The organism is Streptomyces sp. NPDC101166, assembly GCF_044768125.1.
Taxonomy (GTDB): Bacteria; Actinomycetota; Actinomycetes; order Streptomycetales; family Streptomycetaceae; genus Streptomyces.
Genome location: NZ_JBIWPF010000001.1, coordinates 889,093 through 909,709, shown reverse-complemented (window position 1 = coordinate 909,709; position 20,617 = coordinate 889,093). Strand labels below are relative to the sequence as shown.

Sequence of the window (20,617 nt, the reverse complement as noted above, 5' to 3'; positions counted from 1 at the left end):
CGGTGCGGGTGCGCTGGACCGGCGAGCGGGTCGGGGGCCCGGCGAACCCGACGCAGGCCCACGGCATCGGCGTGCGTTCCCACAATGGTCGGGTAGCCGAGCAGGCGAGGCCAAAGGAGAGCGATCGGGGGTCGTACGGTCGACCTCAGTTCCGCACGATGCGCCACCGGTTGTCGGCCGTGCCGTTGTCCGAGTCCTGGACCGCGAACGCGCCGGCGGCGGTGGAGTTGTTCGCGATGGCGAGCAGCTTGCCGCTGTTCCCGTTGCGGATCTTGTAGGTGCCGTCTCCCTGGTCGAGCAGCGTCCATACGTGGTCGGCCGTGCCGTTGTCCGACCACTGCAGGACCGTCGCACCGTCCGTCGTGGACATGTTCTGGACGCCGAGCACCTTGCCGCTGTGCGCGTTGCGGAAGCGGAATCCGTTTCCGTCGGGGATCATCTGCCAGTTGTGGTCCGCGGTACCCGAGTCGTTCCACTGCAGTGCGCGGCCGCCGTCGGCCGTGGACATGTCCTGGATGCCCAGAACAAGACCGCTGCCCGCGTTGGCGAGACGCACAGTGCTGGTGTCGCTGACGTTCCAGTAGACGGTGTAGTTGTGGCCGTGTGCGTCGTGGAACGGTCCCAGGTTGACGGTGGAGCCGTTGGCGGTGGCGGTGAAGGCGAGCGAACTGCTGCTGGTCCGTGAGATCGAGGAGGTGTTGAGCGACGGGAGTGAACTGAGCGCAGTGTCACCGTAGTTGCCGGACAGGACCACCGGGCCGTAGGTGATCGCGGCGACGCTCGCGTTGTCGTTGGCCGCTCGCATGACCACTCGCATGGGCAGGCGGACGGTTACCGTGTCGCCGGAACTCCAGGAACGGGTCAGGGTGGCGTAGCTGCCGGGCGTGGTGGTGATGTTCTGCGCGGTGCCGTTCACGCTGATGGTGGCCCCGACGGTCCAGCTCGGGATGCGGACGCGCATCGCCCAGGTTCCACTGACGTTGCCGGTGACCTGCAAGGTCGTGGTGTCGCTGACCGGGTACGACGTGGTCTGCGTGACGGTGATTCCGCGCTCTGACCAGTTGAGCACCGAGGGCACGAAGAGGTTCACGATCAGCGTGTTGTCGTTGCGGTAGTAGATGGAGTCCATCAGCCTGGTGTGCATCTCCAGGCCCGTGCCCTGGCAGCACCAGAAGGTGCCGTAGTCGGTGCTCCAGGTGCCGCCGCCCCACGCCGGGCCCACACCGCGCCGGCCTCCCGGGTTGAGCGGGGTGAAGTAGGTGACGTGGCCGTGTTCGTCGGCCGGATTCTGCTGGCCGATCATCTGGTTGAGCCATGCCCGCTCGTAGTAGTCGAACAGCGCGGCCCGGTTCGGGGCCAGGGCGAACAGTTCCCGAGTGAGGGTGAGCATGTTGAAGGTGTTGCAGCTCTCGCAGGTGTCCTTGCTCAGGTAGCCGGCGACGGCGTTCGGGGCGCGGAAGTGCTCCGCCTGGCTGTTGCCGCCGATGGCGTAGGTGTGTGCGTCGACGGTGATGTTCCAGGCGTTGGACGCGATGTCCCGGTAGCGGGTCGTGCCGGTGGCCTTGTACTCCCGTGCGGCCCCGATCCACTTGGGCACCTGGGTGTTGGCGTGCAGTCCGTTGAGCTGGTCCCGGCCGGACGCCAGGGGGTCGAACACCGCGGCGTGGTCGAACCGCTGGGCGACGGTGAGCCACCGCGCGTCGCCTGTCTGCTGGTGGAGGTCGGTCAGCACGGCGTTCATGCCGCCGAACTCGGTTCCCAGCATGGCCTGCATCTGCTGCCCGCTCAGCCGACCGGTGCGCAGGTCGACCCACCCCGCCAGGGCGAGCAGCACGTCCCGGGCTTGCGTGCTGCCGATGTGGCGCCATGCGTCCAGCAGACCGGCGAGGGTCTTGTGGATGGTGTAGTACGGCACGTTGCCGTTGTTCAGGGTTCGTTGTTCGAGCGCGGTGAAGTCGGACTCCGGATAGCCGGAGAGGTAGCCGGCGTTGTAACCGGCTGCGCTGTTGTTGGCCTGACATCTGGCCAACTCCGCCACCATGGTGGTCGCCTTGTCCCGGCAGGTGGTGTCCCCGGTCACCGCGTACAGCTGTGCCCATGCCGTGAGGAAGTGCCCTTGCACGTGGGTGCGGAAAGGAAACGTCGGCGCGTCCCAACCTCCGTTGGCCGCTGCGCCGTTGGTGGACAGCCGATGGTTTGCTCGGAAGTTGTACAGCAGTCGGTCGACGTCGACGGACCGCAGGTAGTTCCGCGTACGGTTCTGGTTGCCGAGCCACCGGCTCGCGGTGAGCTGGACCTGACCGAGTGTGAAGGGGTGCGCCAAGACCCCGATGTCGGCCCTTGCGGGAGGGACGGCCGCGCGGGCGGGGGATGCGCCGACCAGGGACCCGGTGGCAGAGGCGGCGGCGGTGGCCCCGGCTGCTTGCAGCAGGCGTCGCCTGCTTAAGGAGGAGGACATCTCTAACCTCTCGGTGAGGGATGGGTGACTGTCTGGTCGTCGACGCGTTCGTCGTCGATGCGTTCGCTGTCCCTTGGTGGGGCGCCATACGTCACGGGGTGTCTGCTGCCGATGTGGCGCCTCAGGTGACAGGCCGGCGACAACACCGGCGGAGCCGTCAGCGGCGGACGCGGCGCAGCCCTGCATCGCAACGCGGCCGGGGCGCGTCGGGGTCTCGACCGCATCAGCCGTGTCAACAGATACATGGGATGGATTAACGGATACGAACGGTGCCACTGTCCAGTCGTGCGACACGGAATGTTGGCTACTCCGGGATGTGCTTCCAATCGGCATGCTGAGCGTTGGCCAGACATCGGGCGGCGGACGGCCAGCCGTTGTTGCCCGCCGAATCCGTGAGAGCGGCGACGGAGGTGACGTCATCACCCGTCTCGCCGGCTGGAAACTCGGCGGCCGGCCCACCTGGCACCTGACGCACCCCGCAGTCCTCGCCTGCCGTGACTGCGGCGCGGCCACGACGCTCCTGTTCACCGTGGCCGGCGACGATGAGGCAGGGGTGGTCGTCGGCCGCTGGGGAGGCCTGCGCATCTTCGTCTGCCCCGCCGACGTCCGGCACGCCTTCCAGGGGGACCTGTACTGACGCCGTGGAGTGCGAGGAGGGCGCACGAGCAGGCCCGGTCGTGGCGCCGCCGTCAGCCCCGCCGAAGCGCTGACAGGTCTCGGCGCGGAGCCCCGCACGATCAGGCCGTGGGCGCGGTCGGGATGCCCCGTGATGGGATGGGCCCCGTGAACGACCTCTCCCTGCGCGAGCACATCGACGAGTACTACGACACGGTGCCGCTGCACTTCGCGGAGGCCGAAGTGCTGGGCCCTTTCAGGCTGTTCCGGCGCAAGGAGGCAGGCGCCCCGTACTACGGCGGCCCGCACCACGCCCGCCCGGCTTCGGCGGGGCGCCTGCGCGTGCCCTCCGTCTCCGACATCGACCTGGTGCGCGCCCGGCAGCGCGAGCTCGGCGTACCGGAGGCCTTCGAGTGGCTCGCCGAGGTGACGCCGTCGTTGCGCCAGCGCATCGAGGCGGCCGGACTCCCGGTGGCGGAAAGGCCGTTGATGGTGATCGATGCGGACCGCCGACCGTCGCCGCAGCCCGTCCCCGACGGCGTCACCGTCCGTGCCGTTGACGCCGACGATCCCTCCCTGCCGGCCGTACTCGCCCTGCCCGGCCTTGCGTTCGCGGACGAGGGCACCGCTGTGGGCCCAGCGGGACCCGCGGAACTCGCCCGGGCAGCCGAGCGACTGCGGGCGGACGGCACGGTCGCCATGAACAGGCCTTTTCTGCGCACCGGCCGTAAGGCCCTCGTCGCCGCCTTCGCACCGGACGGCACCCCTCTCGCCGTGGGGCACCATCACCCGGCGGCCTGCGCCACGGAGATCGGCGGCATCGGCACGCTTCCCGCCGCCCGACGGCAGGGGCTCGGCGCCGCCGTCATGGCGGCCCTGGTGGCCCACGCCCGCGACCACGGCGTGCCCACCGTCTTCCTCGCCTACGCCGACGAGGCCGTCGCGCGCATCTACGCCCGGCTCGGTTATCGTCCGGCCGGTACCACCCTGCTCATCGCCAACCAGCCGGCACGCGGGCAATAGGGCCACGAAGACCCGCCCCGGGCCAGGGGCGGGTTCAAGCCAGTCGTGTGCTCGGCCCACCGAGGGACCGCAGGAGCGTTAGCGTGTCATGCCTATGACAGTGAAGGGATGACGGTGCACATGAACGGATCCGCCTCCAACAGGCCGGCCCGTGCGGGCCTCGCACTGGGCGCAGCCCTGGTGTCGGCGATGCTCTGCACGCCGGCGACCGCGGCTGCCCCCGAGGAGGCCGGCAAGGGCCCGGGTGCGGCCGCCACCACGCCCGCACACGCGGAACGGGCCTGTCCTGTCGTGTACTTCGACCTGGGGGAGACCCTGGTGCACACCGCCGACGACGGCAGCACCACCTACCTGCCCGGGGCGGCCTCATACCTGCGGAACCTGCGGGGACGCCACATCAGGGTCGGCCTGATCACCAACGTCCCGCCCTCCTGGGGCACGACCGACGCTGAACGCGCCGCCCGGCTCCGGACCGAGGTCGACGCGACGTGGCGGGGCCCGGTGCCCTTCGCTTGGGCGGACTTCGGCGACCGGATCCGTACGCCGCGCACCGAGGCCGAACGCAAGCCGTCCCCGGTCCTGTGGCAGCGCGCCAAGGACGACTCAGCCGGCTGCCGGGTCGTCTACCAGGCGGAGACCGCCCAGGAGGTGTCCGTCGCCTCGTCGCTGGGCTTCGTGTCGTACCAGGTCGGTCGGCCGAAGCGGCCCGTGTTCCTGCCGGCGGGACTGGTCGAACTCCTCGGCCGTCGCCACGGCTGATCACCGTCCCGGTCCCTGCTACGGCCGTAGCCGCAGCAGGGACCGCCCCGTCGTCGTACGCCCTTTCCGATCACCCGGCCGTCACGTCGTGCGTGGTCTCCGGGCGGCCTCGCCCGGTTCGAGGGCCCCCTCGCGGCCGGGCTCTCCCGCCGCGTCCGCGTCCGCCGGGTCGGGAGCACCGTCGCCCACCCCCGCTGACGCGGTGCCGGCTCCCGGGCCGCCCGCCTGCGACGGCATCGCCCGATCCCCGCCCTGGCCGGTACGGTCGACCACCCCGCTGCGCAGCAGCAGTTGGAAGACCCCGAGCAGCACCGCGGTGGCCAGCGCGCTGTGCCACAGCAGGGCGTCCAGATGCCCGGCCGACAGGTACGCGCCCACGGCGATCGCGGCCAGCGCACACACGGCGCGGTCCACGATGCTCTCCACCGACAGCAGGGTGGCCCGCGGTGCATGCGCGGGGACCGCGTCATTGACCAGTTTGCGCTGGACGGGGAACGCGAACCCGGTGGCGGCGGCGAACAGGCAGAGCAGCACGACGACGGTCCACGGCCCGCCCAGGGTCATGGCCGCCAGGGCGCCCGCCAGCGCGAGGCTGAGGACGGACACCCAGGCGACCGGCGGCAGTCTGCGGCTGAGCCATTGGGGTCGGGCGGACGCCACCGCCTCCGCCACGGTCATCGCGGCCAGCACCCCACCGTGCGAGGCCTCGCCGATGCCGTGGTCCAGCAGGATCGGCTGGAAGAGGTTGACCTGGCAGATGCGCGACAGCGTGAAGACCGCCACGCCCTGCACCATCACCAGGGCCAGCCACGGTGAGGAGGCGACGCAGCGCAGCGCGGTTCCCGCGTCCCGCAGGAAGGCGCCGCCCCGGCGCCCGCCGCTACCCCGGCCCGTGTCCGCGCCGGCTTCCGCTCCGGCGAGGCGGGGCAGCAGCACGGCGCAGACGAGGGAGCCCGCCGCACTCACGGCGCTGAGCACGTACGGGGCCGGGTGGGCGAGAGCCATCAACGGTCCGACCAGCGGCCAGCACAACACTTTCGCCGCCAGCCCAAGTGCCCGCGCGGTGCCCTCCGCGCGCAGATAGTGCTCGTCGCACCGTTCCGCCCGCAGTCCGTCGTACAGGTAGGCGCTCGCCGCGCCCGAGGTGAGCGACCGGCCGGCGGCGATGGCCAGGAAGTGGACGAGGAACCCCGTGTAGGAGGCGCTGACGACCGGGGCCAGGTTCGCGGCCGTCATCACCACCGCGCCGGCCCGCAGGCAGTTGCGGGTGCCGATCCGGTCGGCGATCAGCCCGGTCGGGATCTCCAGCAGGCAGAAGGCCACGTAGTAGATGCTCTGGATGCCGAAGATCTGCCCGTCCGAGAGGCCGGCCGCCTTCTGGTAGGCGTAGAACACCGGCATCCACCACAGCAGGTTGAACAGCAGCTGGAAGCCGTAGTTGAGCCGGATGATCCGGCGGGCGGTGTCGGTCAGGCCCGTGCCCGCTCCGGTGCCGGGGCGAGGCCGGCCGGGAAGCGCCCTCACAGCGCGTAGGGGCGGATCTGGACCAGCCGGAAGTCGCCCTGCTCGGTCATCAGCCACTCGATGTCGAGGGGCTTGTCCACGTCGGCTTCGCTGAAGTGGGACTGCAGGAGCCGTCCGGTCAGGGACAGGTCGGCGAGCCGGGCGCGGACGGCGGCGGACAGCCCCTGGTTCCACGATCCCAGCGCGACGGTACGGCCGCCGCCCTCCACGGTGTTGTACAGGTACTGCTGCGGCAGCACCGTCCCGTCGACGACCTGCTCCGGCGAGCCCGGGGAACAGTTGAGGTAGACGTTGCGGAAGTCCTCCCGGCGGGTCGGGTTGCAGGTCACGAGGACGCCGCCCAGGGAGGCGGGCACGTACTCCTGGATGATCACGCCCATGTAGGTGTCGTCGAGGGAGATGCCGACCTGGTGGCGCAGCCGCACGCTGCGGGGCGACACGAGGGAGGCCCACACCTGGCGTACGGCGTCGAGGAGTTCACCCGTCCCATGGACGGTGGTGACGGAGTCGTAGACGCCCGCCGCGGAGAACCCGGGGAGGTCCTCGGCGTTGGAGGAAGAGCGCACCACCAGTCGTCGGCGCGTGGCCGCCGCCGCGGGAAAGGCCTGGTCGATCTGCCGGGTGACCGACTCGGGGACGGGGATGTGCCGGATCAGGTGCTGCAGGTGCAGGCACAGCGAGTCGAGGACGTCGGTGGCGTCGAGTTCGAGCGCCATCTTCAGTTTGCCGATGCCCTGCTGGAGGGCCGGAGAGGAGGCGAGGAACTGCTGCTGGAGCGCGAAGGGGAGGGCGACGCCCTCCGGGGCTCCGACGGACTCGGCGACGAACTCGGCGGCCCTGCAGCGGAGTTGCTCCACGGTGAAGGCGCTGAGACCGAGGCGGGTGGCGAGGTGGCGGTAGAGGTCCTCGCGCGGCGGGCGGGGCCGGCCGTAGAAGGAGGTCAGGTCCACCGTGCGGCTGTCGAGGACGTGGTGCAGCTCGCCGAGGTTGGCGGCCTTCGTGCCGTAGCGGTCGCGGTCGGCGCTGCGCAGGCGGTGCAGGGAGAGCACGGGGGCGCCTTCGAGCAGCGGCGGTTCGAGTCGGATGCGCTGCTGGTGCCAGGCCGGCGCCCGCAGGTCGGGTTCGTGGTCGAGGCGCTGCAGGGATATGTCGTCCTCGGCGACCCGGTAGCGCACCCACGCGTCGTCGAGGCCGTCCTCGTCGACGAGTTGTTCCAGGTCGCGGACGATCGCGTTGGGGATGCCCCAGCCGGAGGCGAGGACGTTGGTGTGCGAAAGCGGTGTGATCGGCGCGGTGTTGATGAAGCCGGCCACACGCGGTACGTCGTCGGGCAGGCAGGGCATCGCGACGATGTCGGCCCAGCCCAGGCCGGACTCCGCCGCCCTGTACTCCTCGGCCGTCCGGAAGAAGCGCAGCCGCCCGGTGGCCTCGCCGGGGTTCAGCGGTGTGCGCTCCCGGGAGCCGAACAGCTCGTGGCTGAGGATGCGGGGCACGCGCTGTTCGCTGATCGCCGACAGCTCCTCCTCCTGTCCGTGGTTGGCGGGCTTGAGCAGCAGCGGCAGACTGCTGTCGACCCGGGACCGGACGAACTCGTAGTAGAAGGTGAGCAGTTCGCCGTGCATGGTGTCGGCCTCGGTCGTCTCCAGGACGAGGAACGGCCGCTCCCTGCCGTCGTCCTGCTCGGTGTGCAGGGACAGCACACCGAGCAGGAATCGGCGCTCGGGATCGGTGTAGACGGAGGCGTTGAACGCGTCCAACTGCGCGTCCAGCGCGTCCAGATCCATCCCCAGCACCCGGGTGGCGATGTAGTTGACGTGGAAGGGGTGCGCGTCGGTGTCGAGCAGGTGCCAGGTGTTCTCCGCTCGGTCGACGACGACCTTGAGGTAGGGGTGACCCGCCAGGACCCCCGACAGCGTGCGGAAGAGCGGCAGGGAGAGGTTCTCGCCGACGACCGTGCGGTCGGTGGCGGTCACGGCGGCTCCGGTGGCCAGGTGGGTGCTCATGCGGGGACCTCCTCGGACTGCGCGGCGGGCAGCACCCGGGGCAGGGCGTCCACCAGGGTCTCGAAGTCCCGCAGCACCGTCCGCGGGTCGGCGGCGGAGAGCAGGCACAGGGCCGCCATGGTGTTGGCGCCCGCGGCGGGGTCGTAGACCGGCACGACACTGCCGTCGGGCAGGGAGCTCTCCGCCACCACCGACAGTTCGCTGTCCGGGCTCAGCGGGACGTCCGACGCGACCACGGGGAAGTCCCAGACCCTGCGGTCGTGCCAGGCCTCGCCGCGGCCGTCCACGGCGAGGACGACGAGGGAGCCTGCCGCCCCTCGTGCCTGCGCCGGCGTCAGGGCCTGCTCCGGCCAGGCGACCGGGCGTCCCAGCAGGTGGTCGACGAGCATGCCCACCAGATCGAGTTCGAAGACCTCCTCGATCTGCGGCACGGTCATCGCGCCGCCGAACCGGGCGGCGGTCTCGATGAGCCACATGGTGCCGTCGGGGCCGAGCTTGATCTCCGTGTGCGTCCCGCAGTCGCGCAGGCCCAGCGCGTCGACGGCGCGGCGTGCCAGGTCCACGACGCGGTCCTGCGCGTCCGGCGAGAGCAGAGCGGGGGTGATGCCGGCGCGCTCGGTGAAGGGCTCGATGGTGGGCATCCGGCCGCTGAGGCAGACGGGGTGGAAGACGCCGTCCGCCACGACGCCCTCGACGCTGAGATAGTCGCCCCAGCCGGGCTCGTCGAACCAGTCCGCCGCGGTGCCGCTGACGATCTCCTCGACCACGAAGTGGGCGTTCGCCTCGGCGACGTGCAGCTCCGCGTATCCCAACTGGGCGGACTCCGCCATGACCTGGCGCGAGCGGGCCCAGGCGGCGGACGCCTCATCGGGGGAGGCGATGATCTGGTGGGCGGTGGATCCCGCGCTCCAGGCCGCCTTGAGCAGCAGCGGACAGGACAGGGCGTTCACCGCCGCCTGCAGATCCGCCTCCGTGGCGACCGGGCGGAACGCAGGCTGCGGCAGGCCGCTTCGCTGCCAGGTGCCGCGCATCAGCCGTTTGTCGCGTGCGAGTGCGGCGGCCGCGCCCGCGCCCGGCAGAGCGAGCTTCTCGCAGGCCTCGGCGACGGCCACGACCGCGTACTCGGAGAAGGTGAGCACGGCGTCCGCGCCGACCTCCTGGGCGTGCGAGACGATCAGGGAGACCAGGTCGCGGCGGGCGGCGTCGTCCGGCGTCGTGACCGAGGCGCACAGTCTGGCGGCGGAACCCGCCACGGTGGCGGGAAGAGCGCTGAGCGCCAGCAGGTGCACGTCCGCCCTCGCAGCCGTCCGGGACAGGACATGGCCGAGCGGCGGACCACCCTTGGCATGCACCAACAGCACCGTGCTCACAGGAATTCGTCTCCATTCACCTGGTCGGTAGAGGCCCTCCTCGGCACCGGTGGTGCGGTGACGGGCCCGGGGATCGCGGGCGGGGGAACGGCGTCCGGCGTGTCCGCCCGCACCCTCCAGGGGACCAGGCTGTACCCGTCCATATCGCCGCAGAGGGCGCTCACGACTCAGGCAAATGCCTGAGTCGCCGGGGTGATTCGCAGACTTTCGTCCCTGGAGCCAGGCCCGAGCGGTAAGGCGACGGGGGCCAGGCAGCTCCCGGCAAGTCGGCCGGGAATCGAGCTTGTGTTCTGTAGCGGGCGGTATATCCAACGACATGTGACTGTGCGTCAAACAGTCGTATGCGAACGGAGACCGTTGTGGGCGACCCAAGCCTCAAGACACTGCTCGAGAACCTTCCCGTGTTCTGGAGGGAAGCCGACGAGCCGTGGCAGACGGGGGAGGGGGAGGCCGACGGGCCCTTGCGGACAGGTGAGTCGGACGACACCGGCGACCCGGGCGGCTCACGGCATGCCCCGGACCCGCGGCAGCAGGGAGCAGGGCTCGCGATACCCTCCGGCTACGCCGCCTTCGCGGACCTCGTGGACCTCGCTCCGGCGGCCGCCTTCATCCGGGACCGCCACGGGCGCTACCTGTGGGCCAACCACGCCTACGCGCACCTCTACGGCACCGTGCCGCAACAGCTGGTCGGCAGATACATCGAGGACTTCGACGCCCCGGCCGAGGCCGACCGGTTCAGGGCACTTGACCAGCAGATACTCACCAGGGGCACGCCCGTCCGCCACACCCTGCGCTACGTGCGTCAGGACGGCACCACGGGCCGCGCGGTCGGCCACCGCTTCCCGGTGCGGGAACAGTCCCGTACGTGCATCGCCGGCATCTACGTGGACATCACCGACCATGTGCGGGCCACGGCGCAGCGCCAGGAGGCCGAGGAGAACCTCAGCGCCCTGCGTGACCACAGCGGCCTGCCCTGCGCCCTGCTGTCGGCGAACGGGCGCGTGATCGAGGCCAGCGTGGCGGCCGCCGAACTCTTCCACCTCGGCCTGACCGACCTCGTGGGCCGCCGCGCCCACACACTGCTGGCCCCCGGACCGGGACCCGACCTCGAACAGTTGCACCGTCGCTGGAACAGTCTGATCGCCCGCCGCACCCGACGTGTCGAGACCACCGCCGTGCTCGTCGACACCCATGGACTGCAGCGGCGGGCGGAGCTCCACCTGACGACTATCGGCCATTCCGCCAGTCGGGCTCGGCACGTCTGGGCGGTGATCACCCATCAGAGCCTCGCCCATGAGGCGCATCCGCCGCTGACCGCCGCGCAGATCCGCATCCTGTCGCTGCTGGCGCAGGGCAGCAGCAACAGCGACATAGCCGCCTCGCTGAAACTGTCGCGGCAGACGCTCGACTACCACCTCAGCCGCCTGCGGCACCTGCTGGGCGCCGCCACCCGTCCGGCCCTCGTGGCCCGCGCCTACGTCCTGGGCATACTCGCGCCCCACGCCTGGCCTCCACGCTCGGCCACGGCGGCCCACCCGCTCAGCACTGTGTGACGCCGGCGGACGGTTCGTCGCGACGCCTCAGCACCCGGGTCGGCGCCTCAATTCGGCGCAGGTGCGCCTCAAACGGGCCGGACGCGTCTTGTCGTGCGTGATGGAACTCCGCAACGAGCCGGGCTGCTTCGGTGACGAGATGGTCCGAGGCGGCCACAGCGAGGAGGAAAAGCGGTTCCTTGGGCACGTCCGTCAACAGACGGAGCAGTTGACGGACCGGCGACAACCGCCTCAGCACAGAACACGCCGCACTCGCCCAGCAGCTCTACACGCTACCGTGCGGCTGAGCCAGGACCCCCGGGGAGCAGGTGCCGGTGTTCAGGCCCCGGCGCTGCCGCGCTCCCGCTCGACGGGGATCCACAGCTGGGAGTCGGTCTCCGCGCCGATCTCCACCGGCTGCGTCCGCAAGAGCTCCGGACCCGGTCGGCTCGTGTACGGATTCGAGGGGAACCAATGCGTGAACACGTCTCGCCACAGCTCCTGGAGGGCACTCGGATAGGGCCCGCGATGGTCGAAGACCGCCCAGGTCCCGGCCGGAACGTCGAGGGCGTCAAGCTCCTCGGCGGCCACCTCGGGACCGGTCACCACGCCGATCCAGTAGTCCGCCTCGGCGCCCTCCTCCCGGCTGTCGGTCAGGTACAGCACCGCCGACAAAATCCCCTCCGGCTCCCGGCCGGCCAGCTTCTTCATCCGCACGATCACCGACTCGTCCAGGCTCTCCAAGTGCGCCACAGCCGCCGTGTTGAGCCCCTCCGGCACGAGTGGGAGCCGGGCCTTTCTGCCGACGACCCGAAACGACCCCTTCTCGACGATCCTGTAGCGCATGGCCGTGCTGCCTTCGACGACGACACGGAACGACATGCGGGGCTGTGCCGTGAGCACAGCGCCCCTTCGCCGGGCCTCGCCCGGGCCGACGCCGTGCACCGAACGGAACGCCCGGGCGAACGCCTCGCCCGAGCTGTACCCGTACCGCACCGCGACATCGAGCAGCGTCAGGTCCCCGGCCAGCACCTCAGCCCCAGCGAGCGTCATGCGTCGGCGCCGCACGTAGACCGGGAGCGGCATCCCGGCGAGCGCGGAGAACAGCCGCCGGAAGTGGTACTCCGACACCGCGGCGATCCGGGCCACCTCTGTCATGTCGATCTCCCGGTCGAGGCAGGCCTCCAGGTGGTCCAGCGCCTGATTCAGCCGCTCCAGCACGCGTATCCGCCCTTCGTTCTCGTCTCCGCCACAGAACACCCACGGCGGAGTGCCTCGCTGCGCAAGGCGCCCTGGCGTGAGTCGTCGGCGCTGCGCTCCGAGCCGCCGACGGACCGTCGACCGACCCGACTGAAGACACGAGCAGTCGACCGGGCGATCCGGCAGCCCGACCGCCTTGCCGGAGTAGAGAAGATGTGACCGCGCCCCACCCGACAGAACCAGTGCGGGAATTATCGGGCAGGAAGCCCTGACCTGGCACGAGGCTTACGCCCATGACTGATGTCAAGGGGTTTTGCGAGCCGCGGTTCGAGGCGGTCCAGGCGGCTCTTGCAGCTTTGCTCGGCAAGGACGACGTGGGTGCCTCGGCGGCCGTCTACGTCAACGGCGAGCCGGTGGTCGACATCTGGGGCGGGTACGCCGATGCCGACCGCTCCGTCAGCTGGGAGCGCGACACCCTGACCGGCGTGAACTCGACGACCAAGAACATGACCGCCCTGTGCGCACTGATCCTGGCCGACCGGGGCGAGCTCGATCTGTCCGCCCCGGTCGCCGCCTACTGGCCCGAGTTCGCCACGGCCGGCAAGGAGAACGTGCTGGTGCGACACGTGCTGTCGCACACCGCAGGGCTGCCGGACGTGTCCGGGCTGACGGCGGTCGAGGAGCTCTACGAATGGGAGAGCGTGTCCGCGGCTCTGGCAGCGCAGGCGCCCGATTGGGTGCCGGGAACGGCCGCCGGCTATCACGCGCTCACCTTCGGCTTCCTTGTCGGTGAGATCGTCCGTCGCGTCACCGGCCGCAGCCTCGGCGAGTTCTTCGCCGAGGAAGTGGCCGAACCGCTCGGCGCGGACTTCCACATCGGGCTCTCCACCGAACATGACCACCGCGTCGCACCGCTCATCCCGCCGCCGTCACTGACCGACGAGTACGCCGCCACCGCACCGCCCGGACCGGATGGCGCGTCCCGGGAGAACACCGGTGCCGCGATCCGGGTCAAGGACGCCAACTCTGCGGCCTGGCGCCGTGCGCAGATCCCTGCGGTGAACGGCTTCGGCAACGCTCGTTCCGTCGCCCTGGCCCAGTCGGTACTGGCGAACCAGGGCTCGGCCGGCGGCGTGCGCCTGCTGTCCCCCCAGGGTTGCGAGCCCGCTTGGCAGGAAGTGTTCCGCGGCGGCGACCGCGTGCTGGGCACCCCGATGTGCTGGACGGTGGGCTTCGGCAAGTTCGGCAACACCTTCGGCTGGGGCGGCTGGGGCGGCTCGCTGGTCGTGAGCGACCCCGACTCACGCATGACGGTGGCCTACGTCATGAACCAGATGATCGACCGGGACCGGCAGGAGGACGACCGCGGCATGGAGATCATCATGGCCGCTTACAGCGGACTGCACTGAGACAGACAACAGAGCGGCCCGACCCGCACAGGCTGCCTTCTCCTCTCCGGGACAACTCGATCAGCAACGAGTCGAGGCTTCCGCGACAACCGCCATCCCATGTCCGACCAGCGGAATCCGCACACCAGGTTCGGAAAGAGAACGACCCCTCAAGTACCCGACTCCGCGGAGCGGCTCTCAGCACACCTTGGACTCCACGAAGGCCGCCAGCCGCCCGAGGGTGTCGAAGGTCTCACCGACGACCTCGATCCCGATCTCGATCCCGAACCGTTTCTGCAATGCGACGATGAGCTTGACGACGGTGAGCGAGTCGAGCTCAGGAAGATTGCCGTACAGGCCCGTCTCCGGCCCGAGGTCATCGGCCCGGTCCTCGATGTCCAGCGTGACCACCACGAGGGCCTTGACGTCCTCGAAAATCGCCTGCGAGATCTCTTGCGAGCGAGTCATATGGCTTCTCCTCATCAGTCGTGCAGACCCGGCGGCCTGCGATCTGCACCATCACCTCCGTCGGCATCGGATGGCCGAGGAACGCTGTGGGACTGGCCGTGATCCCATAGGAGCGGGCCTGAAAGACCGCCACAAGGTCGCCGATCTCGGCACGCGGGAGGCGGACATCACGTGCGAGCACGTCCAGCAGGGTGCACAAGCACCCGACGCTGACAGTCTCAGCAGCCGGGTCGCCGAGCCGCACGACGAGGTCGGCGTTCCTGCCGTGTGCAGCGGAAAGGACATCGGCGTACACGTTCTGCGAGCCGGACAACACGTGAAAGCCGAGGACGTCGAGGTCCGTCGCCGCAGGCCGGTAGGTGAAGAACGGGGTGGCACCGGCGCGCTCAGCGAGCAACCCGACCGAGGGGCCACCGATGCGGAGCATTCCGTCGGCGATCGCGAACCGGCTGATCGTGGGATGCGCGTAGGCGCCTGCGGTCATGCGGGCTCCTGCGGGCGGGAGGCGGTGAGCTCGTGGCGAAGGAATGCCCGGTCGAACTTGCCGTTCGGCGAGCGGGGCAGAACATCGAGAACCATCACCTCGGCGGGCACCATGTAGCCGGGTAGTTCCTGCCGCAGGCGTGCGGTCACCGCAGCCGGGTCGAAACCGGCGGGATCGCAGGGTGACACGACGAGGACGATCCGGTGGCCAAGTGCCTCGTCGTCGAGGCCGAGCGCGACGGCATCCTGGACCAGGCCGGTCTCGTAGGCCACTTCCTCGATCTCTTGCGGGCTGACCCGATATCCCGATGTCTTGATCATGTCGTCACGCCGTCCGACGAAGTACAGGAAGCCCTCCTCGTCGCGGACGACGACATCGCCGGACCAGACCGCCAGCTCGGGCGTACACAGCTCGACCGGACGGTTCGGCGGTGGCCGGAACCGCTCGGCCGTACGCTCCGGGTCATTCCAATAACCCAACGTGACAAGCGGACCTCGGTGCACCAGTTCACCCGGCTCTCCCGGACTGCACAGGCCGCCGTCCTCCCGGACCACGAGGATCTCGGCGTTCGGGATCGCCTTGCCGATCGAATCGGGCCGCCGGTCGACCTCCCGGGGATCGAGGTAGGTGGAGCGGAACGCCTCTGTGAGGCCGTACATCAGGTATGGCGTTGCGGTCGGGAAGATCGCTCGCAGTCGTTGCAGGGTGACGCGCGGGAGTCGTCCCCCGGTGTTCGCGAAGTAGCGCACCCCGGCCACGGCCTCGGACGGCCACGTCTGGGCTGCGAGCTGGGTCCACAGCGGCGGTACGCCCACCAGCCCGGTGATGCGGTGCTTCGCGCACAGCCGGACGACATCCGCCGGCAGTAGGTAGTTGGCGAGCACCACATGAGCGCCGACGCAGAAGCCGGTCGTCAATTGGCTCAGCCCGGCGTCGAAGCTCAGCGGGAGAACGGCCAGGATTCGGTCCTCTGCCGTGTTGTCCAGGTAAGTGCTGACGCTCTCCGCGCCGACGACGAGGTTCCGGTGCGACAGTACGACGCCCTTCGGGGCCCCGGTGCTCCCCGAGGTGTAGAGGATCGCGGCCACATCCGTGTCGACGCCGCCCGTCGGAGGACACACGTCCTGGCTCGCGGGTTCGGCGACCTTCGACCAGGGGAGCACGCGGTAGGGGGCTTCCTCGTCCTCCCCAAGCGAGTCGTCCAGCACGAGGACGTGGGAGAGTGACTTGCAGGCGGCGAGCTCGGCGCGCAGGGTCCGCAGCCGGTCCCTGGAGGTCACCAGTACCCGCACGGCACAGTCGTCCAGGATGTGCCTCACCTGTCTGGCCCGCAGCACGGGATTCACCGGGACGAACACGCCACCGGCCCGCGAGCAGGCGAGCAGCGCCACGACGGTCTCGATCCTCTTGTCGAGGAAGACCGCGACGCGCTCGCCACCATCGAGGCCGAGGTCGCGCAGGCCGACGGCCGCGAGCTCCGTCCGCTCGTGCAGATCGGCATAGGAGATCGTGATCGTTCGTGCGGTCAGGGCGGGCGCGCCGGGGTTCCGTTGGGCGGACCTCGCAACGAGGTCCGGCACTCGGGTGATCATTTCGGCGGTGGTCATCCGGCGTTCACCCTGACAGTCGGCGAGCAGTCGGCCAGGCGTACCGGGTCGACCATCCCGACCAGGACTTCACGCGGTCCGGCGAAGGGCTCCCTGCTGTGTGCGCTGCGGATGTTGTCGACGAGCATCAGATCCCCCGCCTGCCAGGGCTCCCGCACGGTTTCGGCCTCGTACACCTCGTTGAGCAGGTGCACGACCTCCTCGCCTATCGGGTCGCCGCCCCCGAAGCGAGTGGTGAACGGCAGCCCCTCGGCGCCGTAGGTGTCGACCAGGAACTCGCGCACCTCGGGGTCGAGCGTCCACTCGTTGAGGAAGGCGATCTGGTTGAACCAGCAGCGCCGCCCCGTGACCGGGTGCCGCACCACCGCGCTGCGGCGCTGCCAGGTGCACAGCCCTCCATCGGGTCGCCACTCGAACTCGATGGCGTTGGCGCGGCAGTAGCTCTCGACCGCGCCACGGTCCTCGGTGCCGAACGCCTCGGCGACCGACGTGCCGATCTCCTCGTTGTAGTTGCGGACGAGTGTCCAGCCCTCCCGCTCGAGTCGTTCGACGAGGTCACCGGGCAGCGCGTCGAGCACGGCCGTCGAGTCCGCCACACCGGTCGCCCCGCCCTCGGTGGGCGCGGACAGGCACGCGAAGAACATCAGGCCGGGAAACTCGAGCCGGTAGCTCAGTTCGTGGTGCATGCACATCGGCTGGTTCGGCGGCCACTTCGAGGAGGAGTACACACCCTCTGCGTAGGTCCGCCGGGAGGCGAAGGCCTCTCTCTCGGTCATCAGACCGGTGCGGGCCAGTTGGTGGAAGACGGCGACGGTCTCGGCCGCGTCGCGCAGCCCGAGGCCGCGGACCAGGACCGATCCGTGCTCGGCGACCACCGCGCGCAGCGCCGTCCGGTGCTCGGCTGCCCAGCGCACCGCGTCGCCGACAGGCCCGGTGTGCAGGATCGGCGGTTTGCCAGGTTGCAGGTCCACTTCGAGCAGCGCCGCCTGAGAGGAGGTCGACATCTCATTTCTCCTTGATCCCTCGATGTCCACTCTTGACGCACTGCACGCCCGGTGCCGTCTCGAGCCTGTCGTGACCAGCAGGCCAGATCGGCGAGGGCCGGGTGGTGGTGAGGTCCTAGGGCGTGTTTCGAAAGTCCCGTCTGGCTCGCGACGCCTGGCACGCGCGCTCGCCGCGTTGTCGGGATCGCCCTCGTACGCCCAGTACGAGGGCGACCCTCCGCCTTGCGATCGCACGCTCCCCCACGCTCGAACCGAGCTCGCGCGGGAGGTGCCCCCATCGCCGCCGCGAGCCCCGCCCTCCGGGCGGACGACGCTACTTTCGAAACACGCCCTAGGGGAGACTGCCCGTTCCAGGGCGATCGCCGGCCGCACCGCCGACAGCGGCGCGCCGTCCAGGTCGAAGAAGTGGCGCAGGGCCTCGGCCTCGAGCAGCCTCGGGCCGGAGTGGAAGAGCACCAGGTGCGTGCTGCGGTCGGGCTCGCTCGGCGACCACCACGGCGCCGTCGCGGACCCCGGCCACCCGCAGCAGGGTGTTCTCGGTGCGCGGCAGGCGCCACCGAGTGCAGCGGCACCTCCAGCTCACAGGCAGGCCGGCGCGTCCGCCGCAGAAGAGTCGCGATGTGCTCGGCGACGCCCGGTGCCGGGTCGAGCGTCCACCGCGGGATCGCGGTCGCGCCGCCCGCGCACAGCACAGCCCGCCAGAACTCCCGGTCGGTTTCAATCCGATCGCCCATCGAATCGTCCCAACGTTCCACGCTTGCCGGGTGTCAGTCGCCGCGGACGAGCACGTCGGCGCGGTCGTCGAGACTGTTCCTTCGCAGCCGAAGGTCAGCCGACTGCTCACGCATCTTCCTGGCCGGGTTCCCGCCCCACAGGGCGTGCGGTGGCATTTCCTCGCCCTTCATGAGGAAGGAGCTGGTGGCGAGCACCGCGCCGTCGCCCATTGTCACGCCGTAGTGGACGAATGCGCCGACACCGAGCGTGCAGCCGGCACCGATCACGCTACGGTCCGACTTGAATCCTCCGTCCTCCTGCGAGTGGCACTGAACGACAGTGTCCACATTGAAGGTGCAGTCGTCCCCGATCGTGGTGAACGTCCGCTCGGACACGCGGAGGCCGTCGTCGAAGACCCGGCGGCCGACCCGCATACCGAGCAGCCGCCAGACCACGTTCTTGAGCGGGGTGCCGTTGAAGACGAGGACATAGGCGAGAGAACTCACTTTCCAGAAGCGTTCGTGCCGCCAGAAGGCGCGGTCGTAGATCGAGCAGCCCTGCGGCCGCAAGCACTGCAGCTGCCGGACCAGCCGGTCGACCAGGACGTTGTAGGCGACGGTGAAAACGAAGACCCCGGCTGTGGCCGGTGCAAAGGCGAGCGCACCCAGGGAGGCCCAGAGGTCGATGGCGGCCAAGTAGAGCACCGTGACGAGGAAGATGAAGAACCAGCGCACCAGCAGGAACAGCGCCATGCTGATGGTGTTGTAGACGTTCTTGGCCCGCAGGCCGCGGCGCAGCTCGTCCTTGCTCCGCACGTCCAGATGCTTGTCACGCCTGACCGACCGCGGGATCTCGAAGCTGGGCGCGCCCAGCAGGCCCACGCCTTCCCGCACCTGTCCGTCGACGGGAACCATGACCTTCGTCGCGAGGAGGCAGTTGTCGCCCGTCCTGCCCTGCGCGGCATAGGCGATCAGGTTCCCGAGGAAGTTCTCTGCCCCGATCGACACGCGGGACAGCCGGAACGACGTGCTCGAGACATCGGCATTGATGATGGACAACCCGTCCGCGACCATTGTTCCGCTGCCGACCGCGCTGAGGAACGGGGTGTCCTGTTTGACCATTTCGCCGAAGTTCGAACCGGTCTGCCGCACCCCCCGAAGGTCGTAGCCCAGCCAACGCAGGTAATGGACGATGCAGGAGGTGCCACCGAAAAGAGTGTTGTAGAACCTGCTGTTGCTCGTGCGGGCGATCGCGCGGTGGATCCAGTAGTGGAACCCGTACAGCGGGTAGACCTTGTCCGGCTTGATGAAGAAATTCAGCACGCGCGGAACGGTTCCCACGAACACGATGCCGACGAGTACGGCGCCGAAGAAGGAAACGGCGGATATGACCAGCGCGTCGTCGCGGTAGAACGCCCAGCTCGTGAAGGAGACCGGTTCCGCGGCCGACAGCGTGACGAGCTGCGGGATTTTCGTGAGCGCGAGGATCGCGATGACGAACATCAGCGGCGTACCCACCAGAAGCAGGTTCACCAGTTGCACGGTCGCGAAGACGACCCGTCGCCGGGTGCTGACGTCCATCGTGGGGATCCGCTGGCAGCCGACGTCGGACGGCTGCGCGGGGGAGCCGTGCCGGCGCTCGCCGTCGGGCACGGTCTGTCCGGTGTGCAGCGAGGAGGAGTGCCCCAGCTCGGCCCCGTCACCCAGCGAGGTCCAGATGTCGAGCACCGTCATCTCGCCGACGAGCGCGTCCTTGCCGAGGCTGACCGCGCCCGTCTGGATGATGCCGTTGTGGGCCCGGTAGCCGTTGAAGAACGAATCCTTCCGGATCACCGCGCCGTCGCCGAGGCTGAGCAGGTCGGTGCACACGGGCACGTTCCTGGAGAAGATGACGGCGCCGCGCCCGACCTTCGCGCCCAGTGCCCTCAGGTAGAGCATGTAGAGCGGTGAACCGACGAACAGCGCCATCGGGTTCCGCTGGACCAGGGTCTTGACGAGCCAGAAGCGGAAGTACGCCATGCTCCAGACGCGGATCTGCTGGGGCTTCCACCGGCCGACGATCAGCCACTTGAGCATGATCGGAAGGCAGCAGAGGCCGAGGAACATCGCGCTGCCGTACACGACCGCCCGCAGGTAGATGTCGATCGGGTTCGGGCCGGCCGAGACCCATTCGTAGCCCTTCACCGCGACGATGGTGGTAAGGGCGGGGTAGCCGAGGAGGAACAGGAGTTGCAACGCCCCGCAGAGGACGTACTCACCATTGCGCGCCCGTCTCGGCGGCGCACTGAGAGCCGCCGGAGTTGCCTGCTGCGAGGCAGGCATGGTTTTGCGGTCGGTTTTGGTGTCGGCGAGGGCGGCTGCAAGCTTTCGTATTGTCGGGTTTTTGTAGACGTCCGGCATGGAAACCGATGGCAGGTCGGTTTGCTTGCGTACCCGGGCGCAGAATCGGGCCATCAGCATCGAGTCGGC

Annotated in this window: 15 protein-coding genes; 5 read left to right on the top strand and 10 right to left on the bottom strand. The window is 69.7% G+C overall.

Features of this window, described 5'->3' with window-relative positions:
* Positions 1–145 precede the first annotated feature (145 nt).
* Positions 146–2,458, bottom strand: coding sequence for a beta-L-arabinofuranosidase domain-containing protein (locus tag ACIRS4_RS03855; protein ID WP_404189464.1), 2,313 nt, complete (start codon positions 2,456–2,458; stop codon positions 146–148).
* A 331-nt stretch (positions 2,459–2,789) separates the two neighbouring features.
* Here ACIRS4_RS03855 and ACIRS4_RS03850 point away from each other — a divergent pair, with 331 nt between their 5' ends.
* The 3 genes from ACIRS4_RS03850 to ACIRS4_RS03840 all read left to right on the top strand — a co-directional run bounded on the left by ACIRS4_RS03850 (position 2,790) and on the right by ACIRS4_RS03840 (position 4,855).
* Positions 2,790–3,095: a hypothetical protein gene (locus ACIRS4_RS03850; protein ID WP_404189461.1), complete on the top strand. Its 306-nt coding sequence runs from the start codon at positions 2,790–2,792 to the stop codon at positions 3,093–3,095.
* A gap of 146 nt (positions 3,096–3,241) precedes the next feature.
* Positions 3,242–4,096, top strand: a complete 855-nt coding sequence (locus ACIRS4_RS03845; RefSeq protein WP_404189458.1) for a GNAT family N-acetyltransferase — start codon at positions 3,242–3,244, stop codon at positions 4,094–4,096.
* Between the two features lie 108 nt (positions 4,097–4,204).
* Positions 4,205–4,855 carry a hypothetical protein gene (locus ACIRS4_RS03840; RefSeq protein ID WP_404189455.1) on the top strand — a complete coding sequence of 217 codons (651 nt, stop codon included), beginning with the start codon at positions 4,205–4,207 and terminating at the stop codon, positions 4,853–4,855.
* Positions 4,856–4,936: 81 nt separating this feature from the next.
* Here the strand turns inward: ACIRS4_RS03840 and ACIRS4_RS03835 are convergent, their stop codons facing one another.
* Genes ACIRS4_RS03835 through ACIRS4_RS03825 form a run of 3 tightly spaced genes read right to left on the bottom strand, consistent with a single transcriptional unit; the run spans position 4,937 to position 9,752 of the window.
* Positions 4,937–6,379, bottom strand: a complete 1,443-nt coding sequence (locus tag ACIRS4_RS03835) for an MFS transporter (RefSeq protein WP_404189452.1) — start codon at positions 6,377–6,379, stop codon at positions 4,937–4,939.
* Complete coding sequence (locus tag ACIRS4_RS03830) at positions 6,376–8,382, bottom strand: PEP/pyruvate-binding domain-containing protein (RefSeq protein ID WP_404189449.1); 2,007 nt, start codon at positions 8,380–8,382, stop codon at positions 6,376–6,378. The genes ACIRS4_RS03835 and ACIRS4_RS03830 overlap by 4 nt, the downstream gene beginning before the upstream one ends.
* Complete coding sequence (locus tag ACIRS4_RS03825) at positions 8,379–9,752, bottom strand: acetyl-CoA carboxylase biotin carboxylase subunit family protein (protein ID WP_404189446.1); 1,374 nt, start codon at positions 9,750–9,752, stop codon at positions 8,379–8,381. Before ACIRS4_RS03825 ends, ACIRS4_RS03830 begins: the two co-directional genes overlap by 4 nt.
* A gap of 359 nt (positions 9,753–10,111) precedes the next feature.
* On the opposite strand from ACIRS4_RS03825, the gene ACIRS4_RS03820 reads away from it, so the two are divergent.
* Positions 10,112–11,305: a PAS domain S-box protein gene (locus ACIRS4_RS03820; protein WP_404189443.1), complete on the top strand. Its 1,194-nt coding sequence runs from the start codon at positions 10,112–10,114 to the stop codon at positions 11,303–11,305.
* Between the two features lie 318 nt (positions 11,306–11,623).
* On the opposite strand, the gene ACIRS4_RS03815 is transcribed toward ACIRS4_RS03820, so the two are convergent.
* Positions 11,624–12,505: a GyrI-like domain-containing protein gene (locus tag ACIRS4_RS03815; RefSeq protein WP_404189440.1), complete on the bottom strand. Its 882-nt coding sequence runs from the start codon at positions 12,503–12,505 to the stop codon at positions 11,624–11,626.
* A 272-nt stretch (positions 12,506–12,777) separates the two neighbouring features.
* Here ACIRS4_RS03815 and ACIRS4_RS03810 point away from each other — a divergent pair, with 272 nt between their 5' ends.
* Positions 12,778–13,893, top strand: coding sequence for a serine hydrolase domain-containing protein (locus ACIRS4_RS03810; protein ID WP_404189438.1), 1,116 nt, complete (start codon positions 12,778–12,780; stop codon positions 13,891–13,893).
* Between the two features lie 177 nt (positions 13,894–14,070).
* Here the strand turns inward: ACIRS4_RS03810 and ACIRS4_RS03805 are convergent, their stop codons facing one another.
* From ACIRS4_RS03805 to ACIRS4_RS03785, 5 genes are all read right to left on the bottom strand, one after another.
* Positions 14,071–14,286: an acyl carrier protein gene (locus ACIRS4_RS03805; RefSeq protein ID WP_404189435.1), complete on the bottom strand. Its 216-nt coding sequence runs from the start codon at positions 14,284–14,286 to the stop codon at positions 14,071–14,073.
* Entirely contained in the window at positions 14,249–14,824 is a 576-nt protein-coding gene (locus ACIRS4_RS03800) for a hypothetical protein (RefSeq protein WP_404189433.1), read from the bottom strand. The genes ACIRS4_RS03805 and ACIRS4_RS03800 overlap by 38 nt, the downstream gene beginning before the upstream one ends.
* Positions 14,821–16,431 (bottom strand): acyl-CoA ligase (AMP-forming), exosortase A system-associated, encoded by a 1,611-nt coding sequence (locus ACIRS4_RS03795; RefSeq protein WP_404189431.1) that lies wholly within the window; start codon positions 16,429–16,431, stop codon positions 14,821–14,823. The genes ACIRS4_RS03800 and ACIRS4_RS03795 overlap by 4 nt, the downstream gene beginning before the upstream one ends.
* Positions 16,428–17,435, bottom strand: coding sequence for a TauD/TfdA family dioxygenase (locus ACIRS4_RS03790; protein WP_404189428.1), 1,008 nt, complete (start codon positions 17,433–17,435; stop codon positions 16,428–16,430). Before ACIRS4_RS03790 ends, ACIRS4_RS03795 begins: the two co-directional genes overlap by 4 nt.
* Before the next feature lie 767 nt (positions 17,436–18,202).
* A partial coding sequence (locus ACIRS4_RS03785) for a Pls/PosA family non-ribosomal peptide synthetase (protein ID WP_404189425.1) occupies positions 18,203–20,617 on the bottom strand: 2,415 nt, incomplete at its 5' end.